The 15,503-nt window shown below is 67.3% G+C and carries 19 protein-coding genes and 1 tRNA gene; 12 read left to right on the plus strand and 8 right to left on the minus strand.

Translation table 11 applies throughout. The features are described from left to right. Positions 1 to 55: 55 nt before the first annotated feature. From ABC419_RS15810 to ABC419_RS15825, 4 genes are all read right to left on the minus strand, one after another. Entirely contained in the window at positions 56 to 265 is a 210-nt protein-coding gene (locus tag ABC419_RS15810) for a DUF2093 domain-containing protein (RefSeq protein ID WP_269299865.1), read from the minus strand. Further along, positions 262 to 1,347, minus strand: coding sequence for a CobW family GTP-binding protein (locus ABC419_RS15815; RefSeq protein WP_412876826.1), 1,086 nt, complete (start codon positions 1,345 to 1,347; stop codon positions 262 to 264). The genes ABC419_RS15810 and ABC419_RS15815 overlap by 4 nt, the downstream gene beginning before the upstream one ends. Positions 1,348 to 1,396: 49 nt before the next feature. Next, positions 1,397 to 2,383, minus strand: a complete 987-nt coding sequence (locus ABC419_RS15820; protein ID WP_412876825.1) for a cation diffusion facilitator family transporter — start codon at positions 2,381 to 2,383, stop codon at positions 1,397 to 1,399. Positions 2,384 to 2,469: 86 nt separating this feature from the next. Continuing rightward, complete coding sequence (locus tag ABC419_RS15825; RefSeq protein ID WP_200167954.1) at positions 2,470 to 3,129, minus strand: hypothetical protein; 660 nt, start codon at positions 3,127 to 3,129, stop codon at positions 2,470 to 2,472. 298 nt (positions 3,130 to 3,427) lie between these two features. Here ABC419_RS15825 and rplU point away from each other — a divergent pair, with 298 nt between their 5' ends. From rplU to ptsN, 11 genes are all read left to right on the plus strand, one after another. Further along, positions 3,428 to 3,916, plus strand: coding sequence for a 50S ribosomal protein L21 (gene rplU, locus ABC419_RS15830; protein WP_087140381.1), 489 nt, complete (start codon positions 3,428 to 3,430; stop codon positions 3,914 to 3,916). Between the two features lie 96 nt (positions 3,917 to 4,012). Further along, on the plus strand, positions 4,013 to 4,297 hold the full coding sequence (gene rpmA / locus ABC419_RS15835) for a 50S ribosomal protein L27 (protein WP_125901019.1): 285 nt from the start codon (positions 4,013 to 4,015) through the stop codon (positions 4,295 to 4,297). A 177-nt stretch (positions 4,298 to 4,474) separates the two neighbouring features. Then, positions 4,475 to 5,008: a GNAT family N-acetyltransferase gene (locus ABC419_RS15840; protein ID WP_003163930.1), complete on the plus strand. Its 534-nt coding sequence runs from the start codon at positions 4,475 to 4,477 to the stop codon at positions 5,006 to 5,008. A gap of 124 nt (positions 5,009 to 5,132) precedes the next feature. Then, positions 5,133 to 5,219 (plus strand) — tRNA-Leu (locus ABC419_RS15845). Positions 5,220 to 5,381: 162 nt separating this feature from the next. After that, positions 5,382 to 5,996: a ribonuclease D gene (locus ABC419_RS15850; RefSeq protein ID WP_412876824.1), complete on the plus strand. Its 615-nt coding sequence runs from the start codon at positions 5,382 to 5,384 to the stop codon at positions 5,994 to 5,996. 19 nt (positions 5,997 to 6,015) lie between these two features. Then, entirely contained in the window at positions 6,016 to 6,678 is a 663-nt protein-coding gene (lptC, locus tag ABC419_RS15855) for an LPS export ABC transporter periplasmic protein LptC (RefSeq protein ID WP_200167956.1), read from the plus strand. Then, entirely contained in the window at positions 6,675 to 7,169 is a 495-nt protein-coding gene (locus tag ABC419_RS15860; protein WP_200167957.1) for an LptA/OstA family protein, read from the plus strand. The genes lptC and ABC419_RS15860 overlap by 4 nt, the downstream gene beginning before the upstream one ends. A 6-nt stretch (positions 7,170 to 7,175) precedes the next feature. Next, entirely contained in the window at positions 7,176 to 7,976 is an 801-nt protein-coding gene (gene lptB / locus ABC419_RS15865; protein WP_200167958.1) for an LPS export ABC transporter ATP-binding protein, read from the plus strand. Positions 7,977 to 8,084: 108 nt separating this feature from the next. Then, the gene (rpoN, locus tag ABC419_RS15870; RefSeq protein ID WP_412876823.1) at positions 8,085 to 9,593 is read left to right on the plus strand and encodes an RNA polymerase factor sigma-54; all 1,509 of its coding nucleotides are present in this window, start codon (positions 8,085 to 8,087) and stop codon (positions 9,591 to 9,593) included. 76 nt (positions 9,594 to 9,669) lie between these two features. Further along, positions 9,670 to 10,317, plus strand: a complete 648-nt coding sequence (gene hpf / locus ABC419_RS15875) for a ribosome hibernation-promoting factor, HPF/YfiA family (RefSeq protein WP_125901009.1) — start codon at positions 9,670 to 9,672, stop codon at positions 10,315 to 10,317. Between the two features lie 79 nt (positions 10,318 to 10,396). Further along, complete coding sequence (gene ptsN, locus ABC419_RS15880) at positions 10,397 to 10,861, plus strand: PTS IIA-like nitrogen regulatory protein PtsN (RefSeq protein ID WP_200167961.1); 465 nt, start codon at positions 10,397 to 10,399, stop codon at positions 10,859 to 10,861. 38 nt (positions 10,862 to 10,899) lie between these two features. Here ptsN and ABC419_RS15885 read toward each other — a convergent pair whose 3' ends face one another. Continuing rightward, positions 10,900 to 11,154, minus strand: coding sequence for a DUF1150 family protein (locus tag ABC419_RS15885; protein ID WP_125901007.1), 255 nt, complete (start codon positions 11,152 to 11,154; stop codon positions 10,900 to 10,902). 58 nt (positions 11,155 to 11,212) lie between these two features. Continuing rightward, positions 11,213 to 11,632, minus strand: coding sequence for an Hsp20 family protein (locus tag ABC419_RS15890; protein ID WP_125901005.1), 420 nt, complete (start codon positions 11,630 to 11,632; stop codon positions 11,213 to 11,215). Positions 11,633 to 11,835: 203 nt separating this feature from the next. On the opposite strand from ABC419_RS15890, the gene ABC419_RS15895 reads away from it, so the two are divergent. Further along, the gene (locus ABC419_RS15895) at positions 11,836 to 12,510 is read left to right on the plus strand and encodes a YiaD family glycine zipper/OmpA-like lipoprotein (RefSeq protein ID WP_200167963.1); all 675 of its coding nucleotides are present in this window, start codon (positions 11,836 to 11,838) and stop codon (positions 12,508 to 12,510) included. Positions 12,511 to 12,777: 267 nt separating this feature from the next. Here ABC419_RS15895 and ABC419_RS15900 read toward each other — a convergent pair whose 3' ends face one another. Next, positions 12,778 to 14,094, minus strand: a complete 1,317-nt coding sequence (locus tag ABC419_RS15900) for a UDP-glucose dehydrogenase family protein (protein ID WP_412877996.1) — start codon at positions 14,092 to 14,094, stop codon at positions 12,778 to 12,780. Between the two features lie 175 nt (positions 14,095 to 14,269). Beyond that, on the minus strand, positions 14,270 to 15,433 hold the full coding sequence (locus tag ABC419_RS15905; protein ID WP_412876822.1) for an OmpA family protein: 1,164 nt from the start codon (positions 15,431 to 15,433) through the stop codon (positions 14,270 to 14,272). Positions 15,434 to 15,503: the final 70 nt, after the last annotated feature.

A 15,503-nucleotide genomic window follows, 5' to 3' on the forward strand; every position in this document is an offset into this window, starting at 1 on the left:
TTGCGGATCGCCTCCGGCTCCCCGAGCCTCAAGCCCTCTCCCGCCGGGAGAGGGTTTACTTATGCGTTTCGACCCAGCGCTTCGTCATCAGCTCGCCGGACGCATAGGCTTCCTGAAGTTCGACGCTCCAGTAGTTGAGGGCCTCCAGCGGGATCGGCGCGCCCGAGACGGCGCAGCGGACGTGGTCGCCGTGCTGCACGATCTCGAACTCGGGCGTGCCGTAGATCAGCTTGGCTTCGGTGCGCGGGCGGGGCGGCGGGTTCATGCCGCGCAGGCCTCGAACCCGGCCTTCAGCGCGGCTTCGTCCAGATCCCGGCCGATGAAGACAGCGCGGCTCCAGCGGCGCTCCTTGTCGCCCCACGGCTTCTGAAGGTCGCCTTCGAGGATCATGTGGACGGCCTGGAAGACCAGGCGGCGGTCCTCGCCCTGAACGTCGATGATGCCCTTGGCGCGCAGGATGTTCTGGCCCTGCTCGCCCAGCAGCTTGTCCAGCCAGGCGGTGAATTTGGCGCCGTTCAGCGGGCGATCCAGCGTCAGGGAAATACCCTTGATATCGTCCTCGTGGGCGTGGCCGCGCGGGCCGTGGGCATGATCGTGATGCTCATGGCCGCAGTGCTCGTCATGAACGTGGTCATGCCCGTGATCGTGACCGCAATGCTCGTCGTGGACGTGGCCTTCGGCGCCGTGGGGCGGGTTCACGAAATCCGGCTTGACCTCGAGGATGCGGTCCAGGTCGAAGGCGTGCAGGCCCAGCACCTGATCCAGCGGCACGTTCGAACGCTCGGCGCGGACGACGGGGGCCAGGGGGTTCAGCGCGCGCAGGCGGGCCTCGACGTCAGCCAGAGCGGCCTCGTCCACCAGGTCGATCTTGTTCAGGATGATGCGGTCGGCGAAGGCGACCTGCTCGCGCGCCTCTTTGGAGTCGTCCAGACGCGCCATGACGTGTTTGGCGTCGACCAGGGCCGTGACGCTGTCCAGCTGGGTCTTGGCCTTGACCTCGTCGTCGACGAAGAAGGTCTGTGCCACCGGGCCGGGGTCGGCCAGGCCGGTCGTCTCGACGATGATGGCGTCGAAGGCGGGCTTGCCGGGGCGTTGGCGCTTCATCAGGCCGTTGACCACGCGGATCAGGTCGCCGCGCACCGTGCAGCAGACGCAGCCGTTGTTCATCTCGAACACGTCCTCGTCGGCGCCGACCACCAGGTCGTTGTCGATGCCGATCTCGCCGAACTCATTGACGATGACGGCGTAGCGCTTGCCGTGATCCTCGGTGAGGATGCGGTTCAGCAGGGTGGTCTTGCCGGCGCCGAGGTAGCCGGTGAGAACGGTCACGGGTGTCTTCTGGGTCATGGCTCGCTAGATGGCGGCTGAGGGCCGCCTTGGGAAGAGGCGAAACCGCTCAGCAGGTCGGACAATCCGGCAGGACGCCCGTTTCCAGCTGCAGCGTCGTGTGGCTGATGTCGAATCGGCCGCGCGCCAGGCTCTGCGCCTCGGCCAGCAGGGCGTCGCCGTCGGGGCGCTGGTGGACGATGTGGGCGGTCAGCGCCGCATCGGTCGTCGACAGACCCCAGACGTGCAGGTCGTGCACCGCCGTCACCCCCGGCAGGGCCAGGAAGGCGGCGCGAATCTCGCCCACGTCCAGCCCGTTGGGCGCGGCGTCCAGAGCCAGGTTCACCGAATCCTTCAGTAGGCCCCAGGTGCCGATCATGATGACGGCGACGATGATCAGGCTGACGATCCCGTCGATCAGCGACCAGCCGGTGAACAGGATGACGACGCCCGCGATCACCACGCCCAGCGACACGGCGGCGTCGGCCATCATGTGCAGATAGGCCCCGCGCACGTTCAGATCCTTGTGCTGATCCTTCATGAACAGCAGGGCCGTGCCCAGGTTGATGAAGAAGCCGATCCCGGCCACGACGATGATGACGCCCGAGGCCACCGGCGCGGGCTCGGCCAGACGACGCACCGCCTCGAAGGCGATGGCTCCGCAGGCGAAGATCAGCAGCAGGGCGTTGCCCAGGGCCGCCAGCACCGTCGCCTTGCCATAGCCGTAAGTGCGCTTGGGCCCCGCCGCGCGCCGCGCCAGCCAGGCCGCCCCGCCCGCCATGGCCAGACCCAGCACGTCCGACAGATTGTGGCCCGCATCGGCCATCAGGGCGGTGGAGTCGGCGATGAAGCCCGCCGTGAACTCGGCGACCACGAAGGCCAGGTTGACGATCAGGCCGACGGCGTAACGCCAGTCGCCCGTGTCGGTCGGGCCATGATGATGGTGCCCGCCGAAGCCATGGGAATGGCCATGGCCGTGCGAATGACCGTGGTCATGAGCGTGGGAGTGATCGTGATGATCGTGGCCGTCATGGCCGTGTGCGTGATCGTGCGCCATGTCCGCTCAGCTAGGTCTTCCCGCGCGGGAAGGTCAAGCCCCGCAGAAGATAAGTCTTTGAATGTAAATATATAACCTATCGAAACTCAGTGCTGGTGCGTCAGCACCAGGAAGCCGATCAGGATCAGCGCCCCGCCCAGGATGGCGCCTTCATAGCGCGCCCACCGCTCCAGCCTGAGGATAGAGTAGCCCGCCGTCGCCAGGGCGGCCAGCAAGGTCATGCCCAGCACGGTCCCCGCCGCGAAGGTCAGGGTCAGCAGGGCCAGGGCGCCCACGCCCTCGGTCGCCGAGGACAGATAGATGGGCAGCAGCACCTCGCCCGGCGTCACCGCCATCATCAGCACCAGACCCCAGAAAGCCGCCTTGTCCGAAACCGCGGGCTCGGTCAGTTCAGCCGCCGGTCCGCCCGCCGTGACGGGACGCTTCAGCGAGGCCCTGGCCAGGTAGAAGGCGCCGAACAGGAACAGCAGCGCCGCCGACAGGTGCGGCAGCAACCCCTCGACCCAACGGTTCAGCGCCAGCCCCGCCGCCACGATCAGCGAGCCCACGAGGGCCGTCGACACGATATGCGCCAGCCCAGCCGTCACCACGGCGGTCATCACCCGCGCCACGCTCCAGCGCTGGGCGCGGCCGACCAGGACGAAAGGCAGCCAGTGGGTCGGCAGGGCCGCGTGCAGGAAGGCCGCGACGAAGCCGCCGCCCAGAAGCGACAGCAGCACCGGCTCGGCGAGATCGGGAGAGGACATGGCCGCTCCCTTAGAGTGTTACCTTATAACAGTCGAGAAGAATCGACGAAGAATCTTCATGCGCGGCGTCACGCCGCGCCATGCATATATATAGCGCTCTCGCGTGCGTGCGCCCGCTTGCGCCATCCGTGCAATCGGGCCACAGAGTCCGCCAGGAACAGGTTCTGTGCGGGTTTTCGCCCCAGACGCCGCCCTTTCACGTTGACTCTTCCGTGACCATCCGTATATGTCGCCGCTCTTCGCCCGCAGGGTCTCCTGGCGGGCGCATCCATTTTTGCGTTCACGCTGAGGCTTCCAAATGTACGCGGTGATCAAGACCGGCGGAAAGCAGTACCGGGTTCAACCGGGCGATGTGATTGTTGTCGAGAAGATCGACGGCGACGCTGGCGCTGCCGTCAATTTCGGTGAAGTCCTCATGCTGGGCGGCGACAAGGGTGTTACGGTCGGCGCTCCGCTGATCGACGGCGCCGCTGTCGCAGCCACGCTGATCGAGACCCGCAAGGGCGAGAAGATCAAGATCTTCAAAAAGATCCGTCGTCAGGGCTATCGCCGCACGAACGGCCATCGCCAGATGGAATCGGTCCTGCGCATCACCGGCATCGAAGGCGCCGGCGAGAAGGCCAAGTGGGACGGCACGGTCGACCTGATGACCAAGGCCGAGATCAACGCCCGCGCTCGCGGCCTGGCCCCGCGCGTCGAGGCTGTCGAAGCCGAAGCCCCCAAGGCCAAGAAGGCTCCGGCCAAGAAGGCCGCCAAGGCTGACGCCGCCGAAGGCGCCGAAGCCTAAGATTTTCACCGGCGCTGGACCAGCGCCAGTTACGATTAAGCAGTGCGCTCAAGCAGGCCGAACGGCCGGTAGCGCGCTAAGAAGAGGAGCAGCAAGATGGCTCACAAGAAATCTGGCGGTTCGTCGCGTAACGGTCGCGACTCAGAGTCGAAGCGCCTTGGCGTGAAGAAGTTCGGCGGCGAGCGCGTGCTGGCCGGCAACATCCTCGTGCGTCAGCGCGGCACCAAGTTCCACCCGGGCGCCAACGTGGGCCTGGGCCGCGACCACACCCTGTTCGCCACTGTGACCGGCGCGGTGCAGTTCACCACCAAACGTGGCGGCCGTTGTTACGTGTCGATTCTCCCGGCCAACGACGACGCCCAGGCGATGGCCGCCGAGTAACGCGAAGCCAGGACAGTATTTCCCCGGATCGCGTTGCTCTCGACAGCAGCCGATCCGGACCAAGGGAAAATTTTCCGCGGGGAGTCTGGATCACCAGGCTCCCCGTTTGCGTTTCCCCGCCTCGAATGCCGCCCGAGCCCTCCAAGGAGGCGGCGCCGAAGACATCGAGGCCGAACCATGTGCGTGATCGAAACCTCTCCCGTCGTCGAGACGCGGCGTCTGCTGCTGCGCGCGCCCGGCGCCCAGGACGTGACGCGGATCGCGGCCCTGGCCAACGACCACGACATCGCCCGCATGACCCAGCGGATGCCCCACCCCTTCCGCGTCGACGACGCCGAGGACTTCGTCCTGCAGGTGGCGTCCCAGGATCCGAAGCGGGCCAACACCTTCCTGATCGAGCACGAGGACCACGGCCCCGTGGGCGTCATCGGCATGTTCCAGAACACCGACGCCGTGCCCGAGGCCGGCTACTGGATCGGGCGGGAGTTCTGGGGCCGGGGCTACGCCACCGAGGCGCTGGAAGGCGCCCTGGTCTGGGCCTCGACGCGCTGGAAGCGCCGCGCCCTGATGGCCGGCCACTTCGCCGACAATCCCGCCTCGGGCCGGGTGCTGGAGAAGGCGGGCTTCCTCTACACCGGCGAGACCCGTCCGGCCTTCAGCCGCGCGCGGGGCGAAAGCGCCGATACGCGGATGATGGTCTGGCTGGCCTGATAGAGCGCGGATTTCTCGGAGCTTTTGGTCAACGGTGCAGTTTTTTCAGGAATCGGAAAAAAGCCTGTTGACCGCCCCGAGGCTCCCCCCTATTAGTCCGGCCCTCGGCGGGGCGACCCACCGGGCCCAGGTGGCGGAATTGGTAGACGCGCTGGCTTCAGGTGCCAGTGGCTTAACGGCCGTGGAGGTTCGAGTCCTCTCCTGGGCACCATTTCTCAAGCGGCGCTGTATCCGATCGGATGCGGCGCCGTTTGTCATTCCGGCCCTTGCTTCCCCTTCCCGACGGCCGCGACAGCAAAGGTCGAGCCTGCGTCCTAGCGATAGCGCGCGGTTCGTCTATGTTACGGCCTGAACGACGAACGAGTTTCTGCGCATGACAGTTTATTTCCACGAAGGCGACCTGCCGGACGGCCTCGACCTGGGCCCTGAGGTGGCGATCGATTCCGAGACGATGGGCCTGCGCTTCCGTCGCGATCCGCTGTGCGTGGTGCAGTTGTCGTCGGGCGACGGGAACGCCCACGTCGTGCGCCTGAACCGTCCGGCCTATGACTGCCCCAACCTGAAGCGGCTGCTGACCGATCCGAAGGTGCTGAAGATCTTCCACTTCGGCCGCTTCGACATCGGCATGTTCGACCTGCACCTGGGCGTCGAGACGCGGCCGGTCTATTGCACCAAGATCGCCTCCAAGCTGGCGCGCACCTATACCGACCGCCACGGCCTGAAAGACGTGGCGCGCGAACTGGCCGGGGTCGACATGTCCAAGGCGCAGCAGAGCTCGGACTGGGGCGCCGCGGAACTGAGCCAGGCGCAGATGGATTACGCCGCCTCTGACGTGCTGTATCTGCACGCCATCAAGAACCGGCTGAACGAAATGTTGGTCCGCGAGGGCCGCATGGAGCTGGCCCAGGCCTGCTTCGACTTCCTCCCCGTGCGTTCGCGCCTCGACCTGGCCGGTTGGGACGAGATCGACATCTTCGCCCACGCCTGAGGACGGACCCGAAACGCGGATGAGCGATCAGCACGCCCAGGACGAGCAGAAGCGCGCCGACGAGGCCCGCATCGCCCGCGCCGGCGAACGTTGGCGCACGCGCTCGCGTCAGGTGAAGCTGTACCGCCGCATCCTGCCCATCGTCATCCTGATGCTGGCGGGGGGCGCCCTGACCTGGACCGTGTTCCGCACCGTCATGTCCGGCGTGGAACGCAAGGCCAGCGAAAGCCGCGAGATCCGCCTGGACAACCCCATGTTCCACGGCCAGGACGCCCAAGGCCGCTCCTTCGTCATCGGCGCCCAGGGCGCGGTGCGCGATCCGGCCACGGGTCATTTCCGCCTGGTCGGCCCCCTGCTGCGGCTGAATCTGGGCGCGCGCAAGACGACCGAGCTGACCGCCGACGGCGGCACCTATGTCGAGACCCAGCGCAAGGTGGTCATCGGCCCCAATGTGAAAATTTCCGACGGCGGTTCGGGCTGGACTCTGGTCACGCCCGAAGCCGTGGTGGACACCGAAACCGGCGTGGTGACCGGCGACAAGGGCGTGCAGGGTCGCGGCCCCCTTGGAAGCATCGATGCTTCGTCTTATGCGATCTATGATCAGGGCCAGCGGGTCGTCTTCAACGGCCAGGGCGAAAACAAGGTGCGCGGGACCATCAATCCCGCCGGAGCCGACAGATGAACATGTCCAAGTCCAAATTGACGATCGCAGGCGCCGTCCTGCTGACGGCCCTGGCCCTGCCCGCCGTTTCGGGCGCCCAGAACACGTCCGCCAACCGCGCCGACGCCAGCCGCCAGCCGGTCCAGTACGGCGCCGACAGCGGCGAATACACGCCTGACGGCTTCTCGCTGCGCGGACGGGCCGAGGTGACGCAGGGCGGAAACCGCTTGCGGGCCGACGCCATTCGCGGCTTCACCGCCAACGGCGACCTGAACCGGATCGAGGCGACGGGAAGCGTCTATTTCGTCACTCCCGATCAGAGCATGAAGGGCGACCGGGCGGTCTATACGCTGAACGACGGCAACGTCGTGGTGACCGGCGACGTCATCCTGACCCAGGGCAAGAGCGTTCTGACCGGCAACCGCCTCGTCTATAACGTCCGCACCGAGACCGCGCGCATCGAGGGCGGCAACGGCCGCGTCCAGGGCGTCTTCTATCCGCAAGGGAACTGACCCCGCGTGGCGCGCAAGGAACTTTCCGCACTGAACCGGGACGAACCGGCCGCCGAAACGGCGACGCCGGCGGTCGAGGACGCACGGCCCACGGGTCTGCGCGTCGAACACATCGCCCGCAGCTTCGGCCAGCGGCAGGTGGTGCGCGACGTCTCCCTGAACGTCCAGCGCGGCGAGGTCTGCGGCCTGCTGGGCCCCAACGGAGCGGGCAAGACGACCTGCTTCTACATGATCACCGGACTGATCCCCGCCGACAGCGGCTCGATCTGGCTGGACAATGAGGACATCACCCAGCAGCCCATGTATCAGCGCGCGCGCATGGGTCTGGGCTATCTGGCGCAGGAAGCCTCCATCTTCCGCGGCATGACGGTCGAGCAGAACGTCAAGGCCGTGGTCGAACTGCGCGAGAAGACCGCCGCCGGCGTGCGGGACGAGACCTCCCGCCTGCTGGAAGAGCTGCGCATCGACCACCTGCGGCACGCCCCCGCCACCGGCCTGTCGGGCGGCGAGCGGCGCCGCGTCGAGATCGCCCGCGCCCTGGCCGCGCGGCCCAGCTTCATGCTGTTGGACGAGCCGTTCGCGGGCATCGACCCCCTGGCCATCGCCGATATCCGCCAGGTGATCCGCTATCTGTCCAGCCAGGGCATCGGCGTGCTGATCACCGACCACAATGTGCGCGAGACGCTGGACATCATCGACCGCGTCTCGATCATTTCGTCCGGCTCGCTGCTGTTCGAGGGCACGGCCGACGAGGCCGTCGCCGACGCCGAGGTGCGCCGCGTCTATCTGGGCGAAATGTACGCCTGACGCCCAGACAGCCTGACACGGCGGCTGTTCGCCTCGCGTTAACGGCTTCCGATCCATGATCCCAGCAAGAAGCGGGCCAACAGCGCCTGCGTGCGGGGTGGAAACGACGTGATCGGTCAGAGGCTGGAGGTCAGGCAGGGGCAGGGGCTGGTCATCACGCCCCAGTTGCAGCAGGCGATCAAGCTGCTGCAACTGTCGAACCTTGAGCTTGAGGCTTTCGTCGAGGGCGAGCTGGAGCGCAATCCGCTGTTGCAACGGGACGAAGGCGAGACCGCGCCTGAAGCCGCCAATGACGCCGCCCCCGCCGACCGCGACGACGGCGAGATGCGCTTTGACGAAGGCTCGGACGCCCACGCCCAGAGCCTGGACGCCGGCGCCGACGATCTGTACGGCGACGCCGCCCCCGGCGAGCGCGTCAGCGACCGCCAGGGCGATCAGGCGACCGACCAGCCCGGCCTGACCGACTGGTCCCGCGCCGGCTCGGGCGGCGGTCTGGCAGACGGCGAGGAGCGCGAGCGCCCAGACCAGCGCGACGAGACCCTGTGGGAGCATCTGCAGACCCAGGCCTCGGCGGCCGGCTTCAGCCCCGCCGACCACGCCATCGCCCTGACCCTCATCGACGCCACGGACGAGGGCGGCTATCTGCGCGCCGACCTGGGCGAGATCGCCGAACGGCTGAGCGTGGACGAGGCCCGCATCGAGGCCGTGCTGGCCGTCTGTCACGGCTTCGAGCCGACCGGCGTCATGGCCCGCTCCATTCCCGAATGCCTGAAGCTGCAGCTGATCGAGCGCAACCGCTTCGACCCGGCCATGGGCGCCCTGCTGGACCATCTGGAGCTGCTGGCGCGGCGCGACCTGGCGGCCCTGCGCAAGGTGTGCGGCGTCGACGCCGAGGATCTGGTCGAGATGATCGCCGAGCTGAAGGCCCTGACGCCGCGCCCCGGCGCCGGCTTCGGCGGCGAACCGGCCCAGACGGTCGTGCCCGACGTTCATGTGCGTCCCGACCCGGCGGGCGGCTGGCGGATCGAGCTGAATACCGACACCCTGCCCCGCCTGCTGGTCGACAAGCGCTATCACGCCGTGGTGGCGGCGGGCGCGCGCTCGGACACGGAGAAGACCTTCGTCGCCGACTGCGCCGCCCAGGCCAGCTGGCTGGTCAAGTCGCTGGACCAGCGCGCCCGCACCATCATGAAGGTGGCGTCCGAGATCGTGCGTCAGCAGGACGCCTTCCTGGCCTTCGGCGTCGAGTTCTTGCGCCCCCTGACCCTCAAAACGGTGGCCGAGGCCATCGAGATGCACGAATCGACGGTCAGCCGTGTGACCTCGAACAAATACGTCTCCACCCCGCGCGGGGTGTTCGAGCTGAAGTTCTTCTTCACCGCCGCCATCCAGTCCAGCGACGGCGGCGCGGCCCATTCGGCCGAAGCCGTGCGCCAGAGAATCAAGACCATGATCGACGACGAGGATTGCGGGAACGAAGTGCTGAGCGACGACCGCATCGTCGAGATCCTGAACGAGGCCGGTATCGACATCGCGCGACGCACGGTCGCCAAGTACCGGGAAGCCTTGAAAATTCCCTCGTCGATCCAGCGACGTCGTCGGCTCAAGAGCGCCTGATCACGCCACCGCCAAGCGTCACCACAAATCGGTGATCGGCGTTGACACCAAACACGGTCCGTCGCGTTCTATGCCTATGCAGATTCAAGTCAGCGGCAAGCAAGTGGATGTCGGCGAAGCGCTAGGCTCGCGCATCTCCCAGGAACTCGAAGAGGGCATCGGCAAATATTTCGCCCGCGGCGCCCAGGATGCCGAGGTCGTGGTGTCCAAGGATCGCCACGGCTTCCGCGTCGATTGCTGGGTGCGTCTGGCGTCGGGCCAGTCGCTGGTGACGACCGGCTTCGGCGGCGACGCCCAGGCCGCCTTCGCCGACAGTCTGGACAAGCTTGAGAAGCGCGTGCGCCGCTACAAGCGCCGCCTGAAGGATCACCACGCCGGTCCCAAGGGCCTGTCCCCCGAGAAGACCGAAAACGCTGCGCGCGAAGTCGCCGCCCTGACCATTTTCCGCGACCCTGACACGGTCGAGGATGAGGAATTCGGCGACGCGGGCCGCCCCGACGAGCCTCCGCCCGTCGGCATGGTGATCGCCGAGACTCAGGCCGAGATCCGCACCCTGACGGTCGGTCGCGCCGTGGCCGAACTGGACATGACCGGCTATCCGCTGGTGATGTTCCGCAACGCCGCGCATGGCGGCCTAGCCGTGGTCTATCGCCGGCCCGACGGCAACGTCGGCTGGATCGACCCCGAGCGTACGGTGAACGGCGCCGCCAAACGAGTCGGCTGAAAGACTTCCTCTGGAGGGGCGAAGGCGCTAGAAGGCCCTCGCCCTTCCGCACATGTCGGGTACCGTTTTCGGGGTAGTCATGGACATCGCTGATTTGCTGTCGCCGGACGGGATTGTCCTGCGAGGCGGCGCGTCATCCAAGCGCCAGGCTCTGCACGCCGTGGCGGAAGCCTTTGCCGGCGCGACCGGCATGGACGCAGACCGCACGTTGGAAGCCTTGCTGGAACGCGAAGCCCTGGGCTCGACCGGCCTGGGCTCGGGCGTCGCCGTACCGCACGCCCGCATCAAGGGTCTGGATCAGGTCTGTGCGGTCTTCGTCCGCCTGGACGCGCCGATAGCCTATGAATCGCTGGACGATCGTCCCGTCGATCTGCTGTTCGCCCTGTTCGCCCCCCTGGACGCCGGAGCCGAACATCTGCGGGCGCTGGCTGCCGTGTCGCGCGCCCTGCGCTCGCCGGAACTGCGCGAACAACTGCGCCAGGCGCGGACCGTGGACGCTATCCGCGCCCTGTTCGTCAAGGATATGTCGAAGACCGCCGCCTGAGCGGTCTTCCTTACGTCTTCATTCGGCTTTCAAGACGCCTAATGGACCGACATCGGCTCCAGGTCATGCGCCACGGCGGCCGCGAAGGCGGTCTCGCGATCCAGCATGACGGCCAGACGCTCGCCGTCGGCGCCGTGCACGGCGTAGAGGATCTGATCGGGGTCGATCTCGACATCGGCGGCCGTCTCGACCCGAGCGTCCTCCAGCACGTCGGAGGCGCGGATCGCGCGGACATAGACCAGGTCCGGGGCGCCGAAATCGGCGAAGTCCTTCGTATTCATGTTGGGCGTCATAAGACCGCCTCCTTACGCTTGACTAAACGCCTGGAAAGCCAGGCGGTTCGACGGGCGTTCAGCCCGTCGTGATGGGAATGCGCCGCACGCTGCGTTCCTGTTCCGGACGGACCAGTTCGACGTGCAGCAGGCCGTGCTCCAGCCGGGCGCCCGCGATCTCCAGCCCGTCGGCCAGGACGAAGTTGCGGACGAAGCCGCGCGCCGCGATGCCGCGATGCAGGAAGGCCTGGGGGTCGCGCCCGGCGTCCTCGCGCTTGCCGGTGATGGTGAGCTGGCGCCCTTCGACCGTGACCGACAGCTCTTCGGGCGTGAAGCCCGCCACGGCCAGGGTGATGCGCACCGCCGCATCGCCGAGTTGCTCGACGTTATAGGGCGGGTAGGACTCGGCCGCCGCCTTGGCCGCCCGGTCGATCAGGGCGCGCGTATGGTCGAAGCCCAACAGGAAGGGGCTGTCGAACAGCAGGGTGCGTGCAGTCATGGGGCCCTCGCAGTGAAGCGACCTCGGCCGTCCGGCGCCCCCCGTGATCGGCGAAGCGCCCGGCCGCTGTTACAGATGGGGGGACAGGCTCTGGAGGTCAACGGCAGGCGACGCCCGCCGACGTTCATGGTCCATACACATTGAAACCTTAACTGTGAGGCAAGCGTTCACGCGACCAGAGGTCGCTATCGAAAGGATTTTCCATGCGCGCCAAGATCGCCGTCGCCGGCCTGAGCATCGCCGCCCTTCTGGGCGCCGCCGCCTGCACCACGACCGACCCCTACAGCTCCACGCCGCGCCGCAACAACACCGGCACCGGCGCCGTCGCCGGCGCCCTGGGCGGCGCCCTGCTGGGTTATCTGACCAACACCTCCAGCGGCGAGCAGGGCCGCAAGAACGCCCTGATCGGCGCGGGCATCGGCGCCCTGGCCGGCGCCGGCGTCGGCCAGTACATGGACGGCCAGCAGCGCGCCCTGGAAGCCGAACTGTCGGGCACCGGCGTCGGCGTGGCCCGTCAGGGCGACAACCTGGTCCTACGGATGCCGTCGGACGTGACCTTCGCCACCAACCAATCGGACCTGGACCCGCGCTTCCTGCCGGTGCTGGACGACGTGGCCCGCGTGATCAGCCAGTACGACCGCTCCATGGTGGACGTGATCGGCCACACCGATTCCTCGGGCGGCGACGCCATCAACCAGCCGCTGTCGGAGCGCCGCGCCGCCTCGGTCGCCTCGCACCTGATCAACCGCGGCGTGATGCGCGAGCGCATCTATGTCGCCGGCATGAGCGCCCGCGCGCCGATCGGCTCCAACGCCACCCCGGAAGGCAAGGCCCAGAACCGTCGCGTCGAAATCCTGATCCGCCCCTTCACGGGCTGATCGGCGAAACCAGAACACGAAGAAGGGGCGGCCCGTTCGGCGCCGCCCCTTTTTTAATGCCCGGCGACTGCGGGCGAGAAACAGCACAGCTTTACGCCCCACCCCTCTTGCCTTGCGGGGCGGACTGTCGGCCTCCTGTCCGCGCAGGAGATTCGGATGGAAGACGACGGCCTGGGCCGAGCGATGAAACTGGTCGGGATCGCAGCGGCGTCGGCCGTCGTGGTCGCCGCCGTGGTCATCACCGCCGGCCGTCTGCTGCTGCTCTAGTTACGCCGCATCCACGGGGCGACCGATGGAGAAGTAGCGGAACCCCCGCGCCCTCATGTCATCCGGACGATAGACGTTTCGCAGATCGACCAGGATCGGCTGCTTGAGCAGCAGCTTCACGCGGTCCAGGTCCAGTGCGCGGAACTGGTTCCACTCGGTCAAGATCACAGCCGCATCGGCGCCCTCGACCGCGTCATAGGGGCCGTCCTTGAAGCTGACTCCGTCCAGAAGCCTGGCGGCTTCCTCCATGCCCTCGGGATCAAACGCCTGAACTGTCGCGCCGCGTGCGATCAAGGCCGGCGCCACGTCCAGCGACGGGGCGTCGCGCATGTCGTCCGTGTTCGGCTTGAACGTCAGCCCCAGCAGGGCCACCGTCTTGCCCTTCAGATCGCCCCCCAGCGCCTCGGCCACGCGATCGGCCATGGCCTTCTTGCGCGCGTCGTTGATCGCCACCGTGGTTTCGATCAGCCGCACGGGCGAGCCGGCGTCCGTCGCCGTACGCACCAGCGCCAGGGTGTCTTTCGGGAAGCACGACCCGCCATAGCCCGGCCCCGCATGCAGGAATTTCGAACCGATGCGGTTGTCCAGACCGATGCCGCGCGCGACCTGCTGCACGTCGGCGCCGACGGCCTCGCACAGATCGGCGATCTCGTTGATGAAGGTGATCTTCATCGCCAGGAAGGCGTTGGCCGCATACTTGATCAGTTCGGACGTGCGACGACCGGTGAACATGATCGGCGTTTCGTTCAGGTTCAACGGTCGATACAACTCGGCCATGACGGCGCGGGCGCGTTCGTCCGTCGTGCCCACGACGACACGGTCCGGGCGCTTGAAGTCGCCGATGGCGGCGCCTTCGCGCAGGAATTCGGGGTTGGAAACGACGGCGAAATCAGCGTCGGGGCGGCGCTCGCGAATGATACGCTCAATCTCGTCGCCGGTGCCGACAGGGACGGTGGACTTGGTCACCACGACGGTGAAGCCGTCCATCAGATCCGCGATCTCCTCGGCCGCCGCATAGACGTAGGACAGATCCGCATGGCCGTCGCCGCGACGCGAAGGGGTGCCTACGGCGATGAAGACGGCGTCGGCTGCACGAATGGCTTCGGCGCCGTCGGTGGCGAAGGACAGGCGCCCGCCCTTGACATTCGTCGCCACCAACTCGTCCAGGCCCGGCTCATAGATGGGCATGATATTCTGGTGCAGACGATCGATCTTGGAGACGTCCTTGTCGACGCAGACCACCGTATGGCCGAAGTCGGCGAAACAGGCCCCAGACACCAGGCCGACATAGCCCGTTCCGATCATGGCGACGCGCATCATGCACTCCTCTTGGAATCGTCCTGCAGGAAATAGCCGTCGATGCGGACCGGCGCCAGCAACGGCGACTTGCGGGCAAAGAAAAAGGACGGCCGGCCCGAATGGGCTGACCGTCCTTGATCGTATCGACGCTTCTCAGGTCGCGGGGGCTGGAATGAACCAGCCCCGTTGAGCCTTAGAAGTTGATGTCGACGGTGGCGCGGCGGTTCAGCGGCTCACGCACGCCGTCGCCGGTGGCCTTGGCCGGCTGGGTCTCGCCCTTGCCGTCCAGGGAGATCACGCCGCCGTTGACGCCTTGAGCGACCAGGGCGTCAGCCACGGTGCGCGCACGGCGGTTCGACAGGCCCTGGTTGTAGGCCGCGTTGCCCGAGGTGTCGGTGTGGCCGACGACCAGCACGCGGGTCGGAGCGCCCGACTTGGCGTAGTTGGCGGCTTGCGTCACCACCGAGCGGGCTTCCGCCGTCAGGTCCGAACGGTCGAAGTCGAAGTAGACCACGAACTGACGCGCAGCCGGCTTGGCCGGAGGCGGCGGAGGCGGCGGCGGGGGCGGCGGGGGAGGCGGCGGCGGGGGCGGCGGCGGCGGGGGCGGCGGCGGCGGAGCGGCCGGCTCGGCGCCGAACGCATAGCGCAGGCCCAGCGTCACGGTGTGCGACTGGTCGTAGTCGCCCGACATCGAACCGAACGGAATGGCGCCCGTACCCGAGGTGCGGGTTTCGAACTCAGCGTCGCCCGTCAGGTAACGATAGGTCAGGTCGACGTTGGCGCGGTCCGAAATCGACCAGGCCAGGCCGGCCAGAGCCTGAGCGGCGAACTTGGTCGAGGTGTCGTCAGCCGCGAAGGCCACGCCCGGCGTCTGGCGCAGGCGGCCGACAGTGTCGACGTTGACGCGGTTCACACCGACGCCCAGGCCGACGAACGGACGGATGGTCCATTCCGGCGAACCGAAGTCGTACAGCACGTTGGCCATCAGCGTCGTCGACGTGATGTCGCCTTCCGGCGAGTGGCACGGGCCGGTGGCCGGCGTCAGGTTGCACAGGCCTTGCGGGCCCGAGACGGCGCGCACCTTGCCGATGTCGCCCGAGCGGTAGCCGCCCTCGAGTTCAACACGCCAGTTCGGGTTGAAGCGGTAGCCCAGACGAGCAAAAGCCGCCCAGCCGTCGTTCACTTCCCAGTTCCAGTTGTGACCGGTCGCCGAGGCTTCCGTGTTGATGTCGTCGATGATGTGGTAGCCGGCGTCAATCGCGCCGTACCAGCCGTCCGGCTCAGCCGAAGCAGCGCCGGCCGACAGGGCCAGGGCGGCCGCCGCGCTCGACGCCAGGATCAAACTCTTGACACGCATAGGATGCGGCCCTCCGAGGTTTATTGATAGGTGGGCGATATTCAGTCACCGCCTGAGGCGACCCTTACCA

The sequence above is a fragment of the Brevundimonas phoenicis genome, from assembly GCF_047237745.1.
In the GTDB taxonomy this organism is placed as follows: domain Bacteria; phylum Pseudomonadota; class Alphaproteobacteria; order Caulobacterales; family Caulobacteraceae; genus Brevundimonas.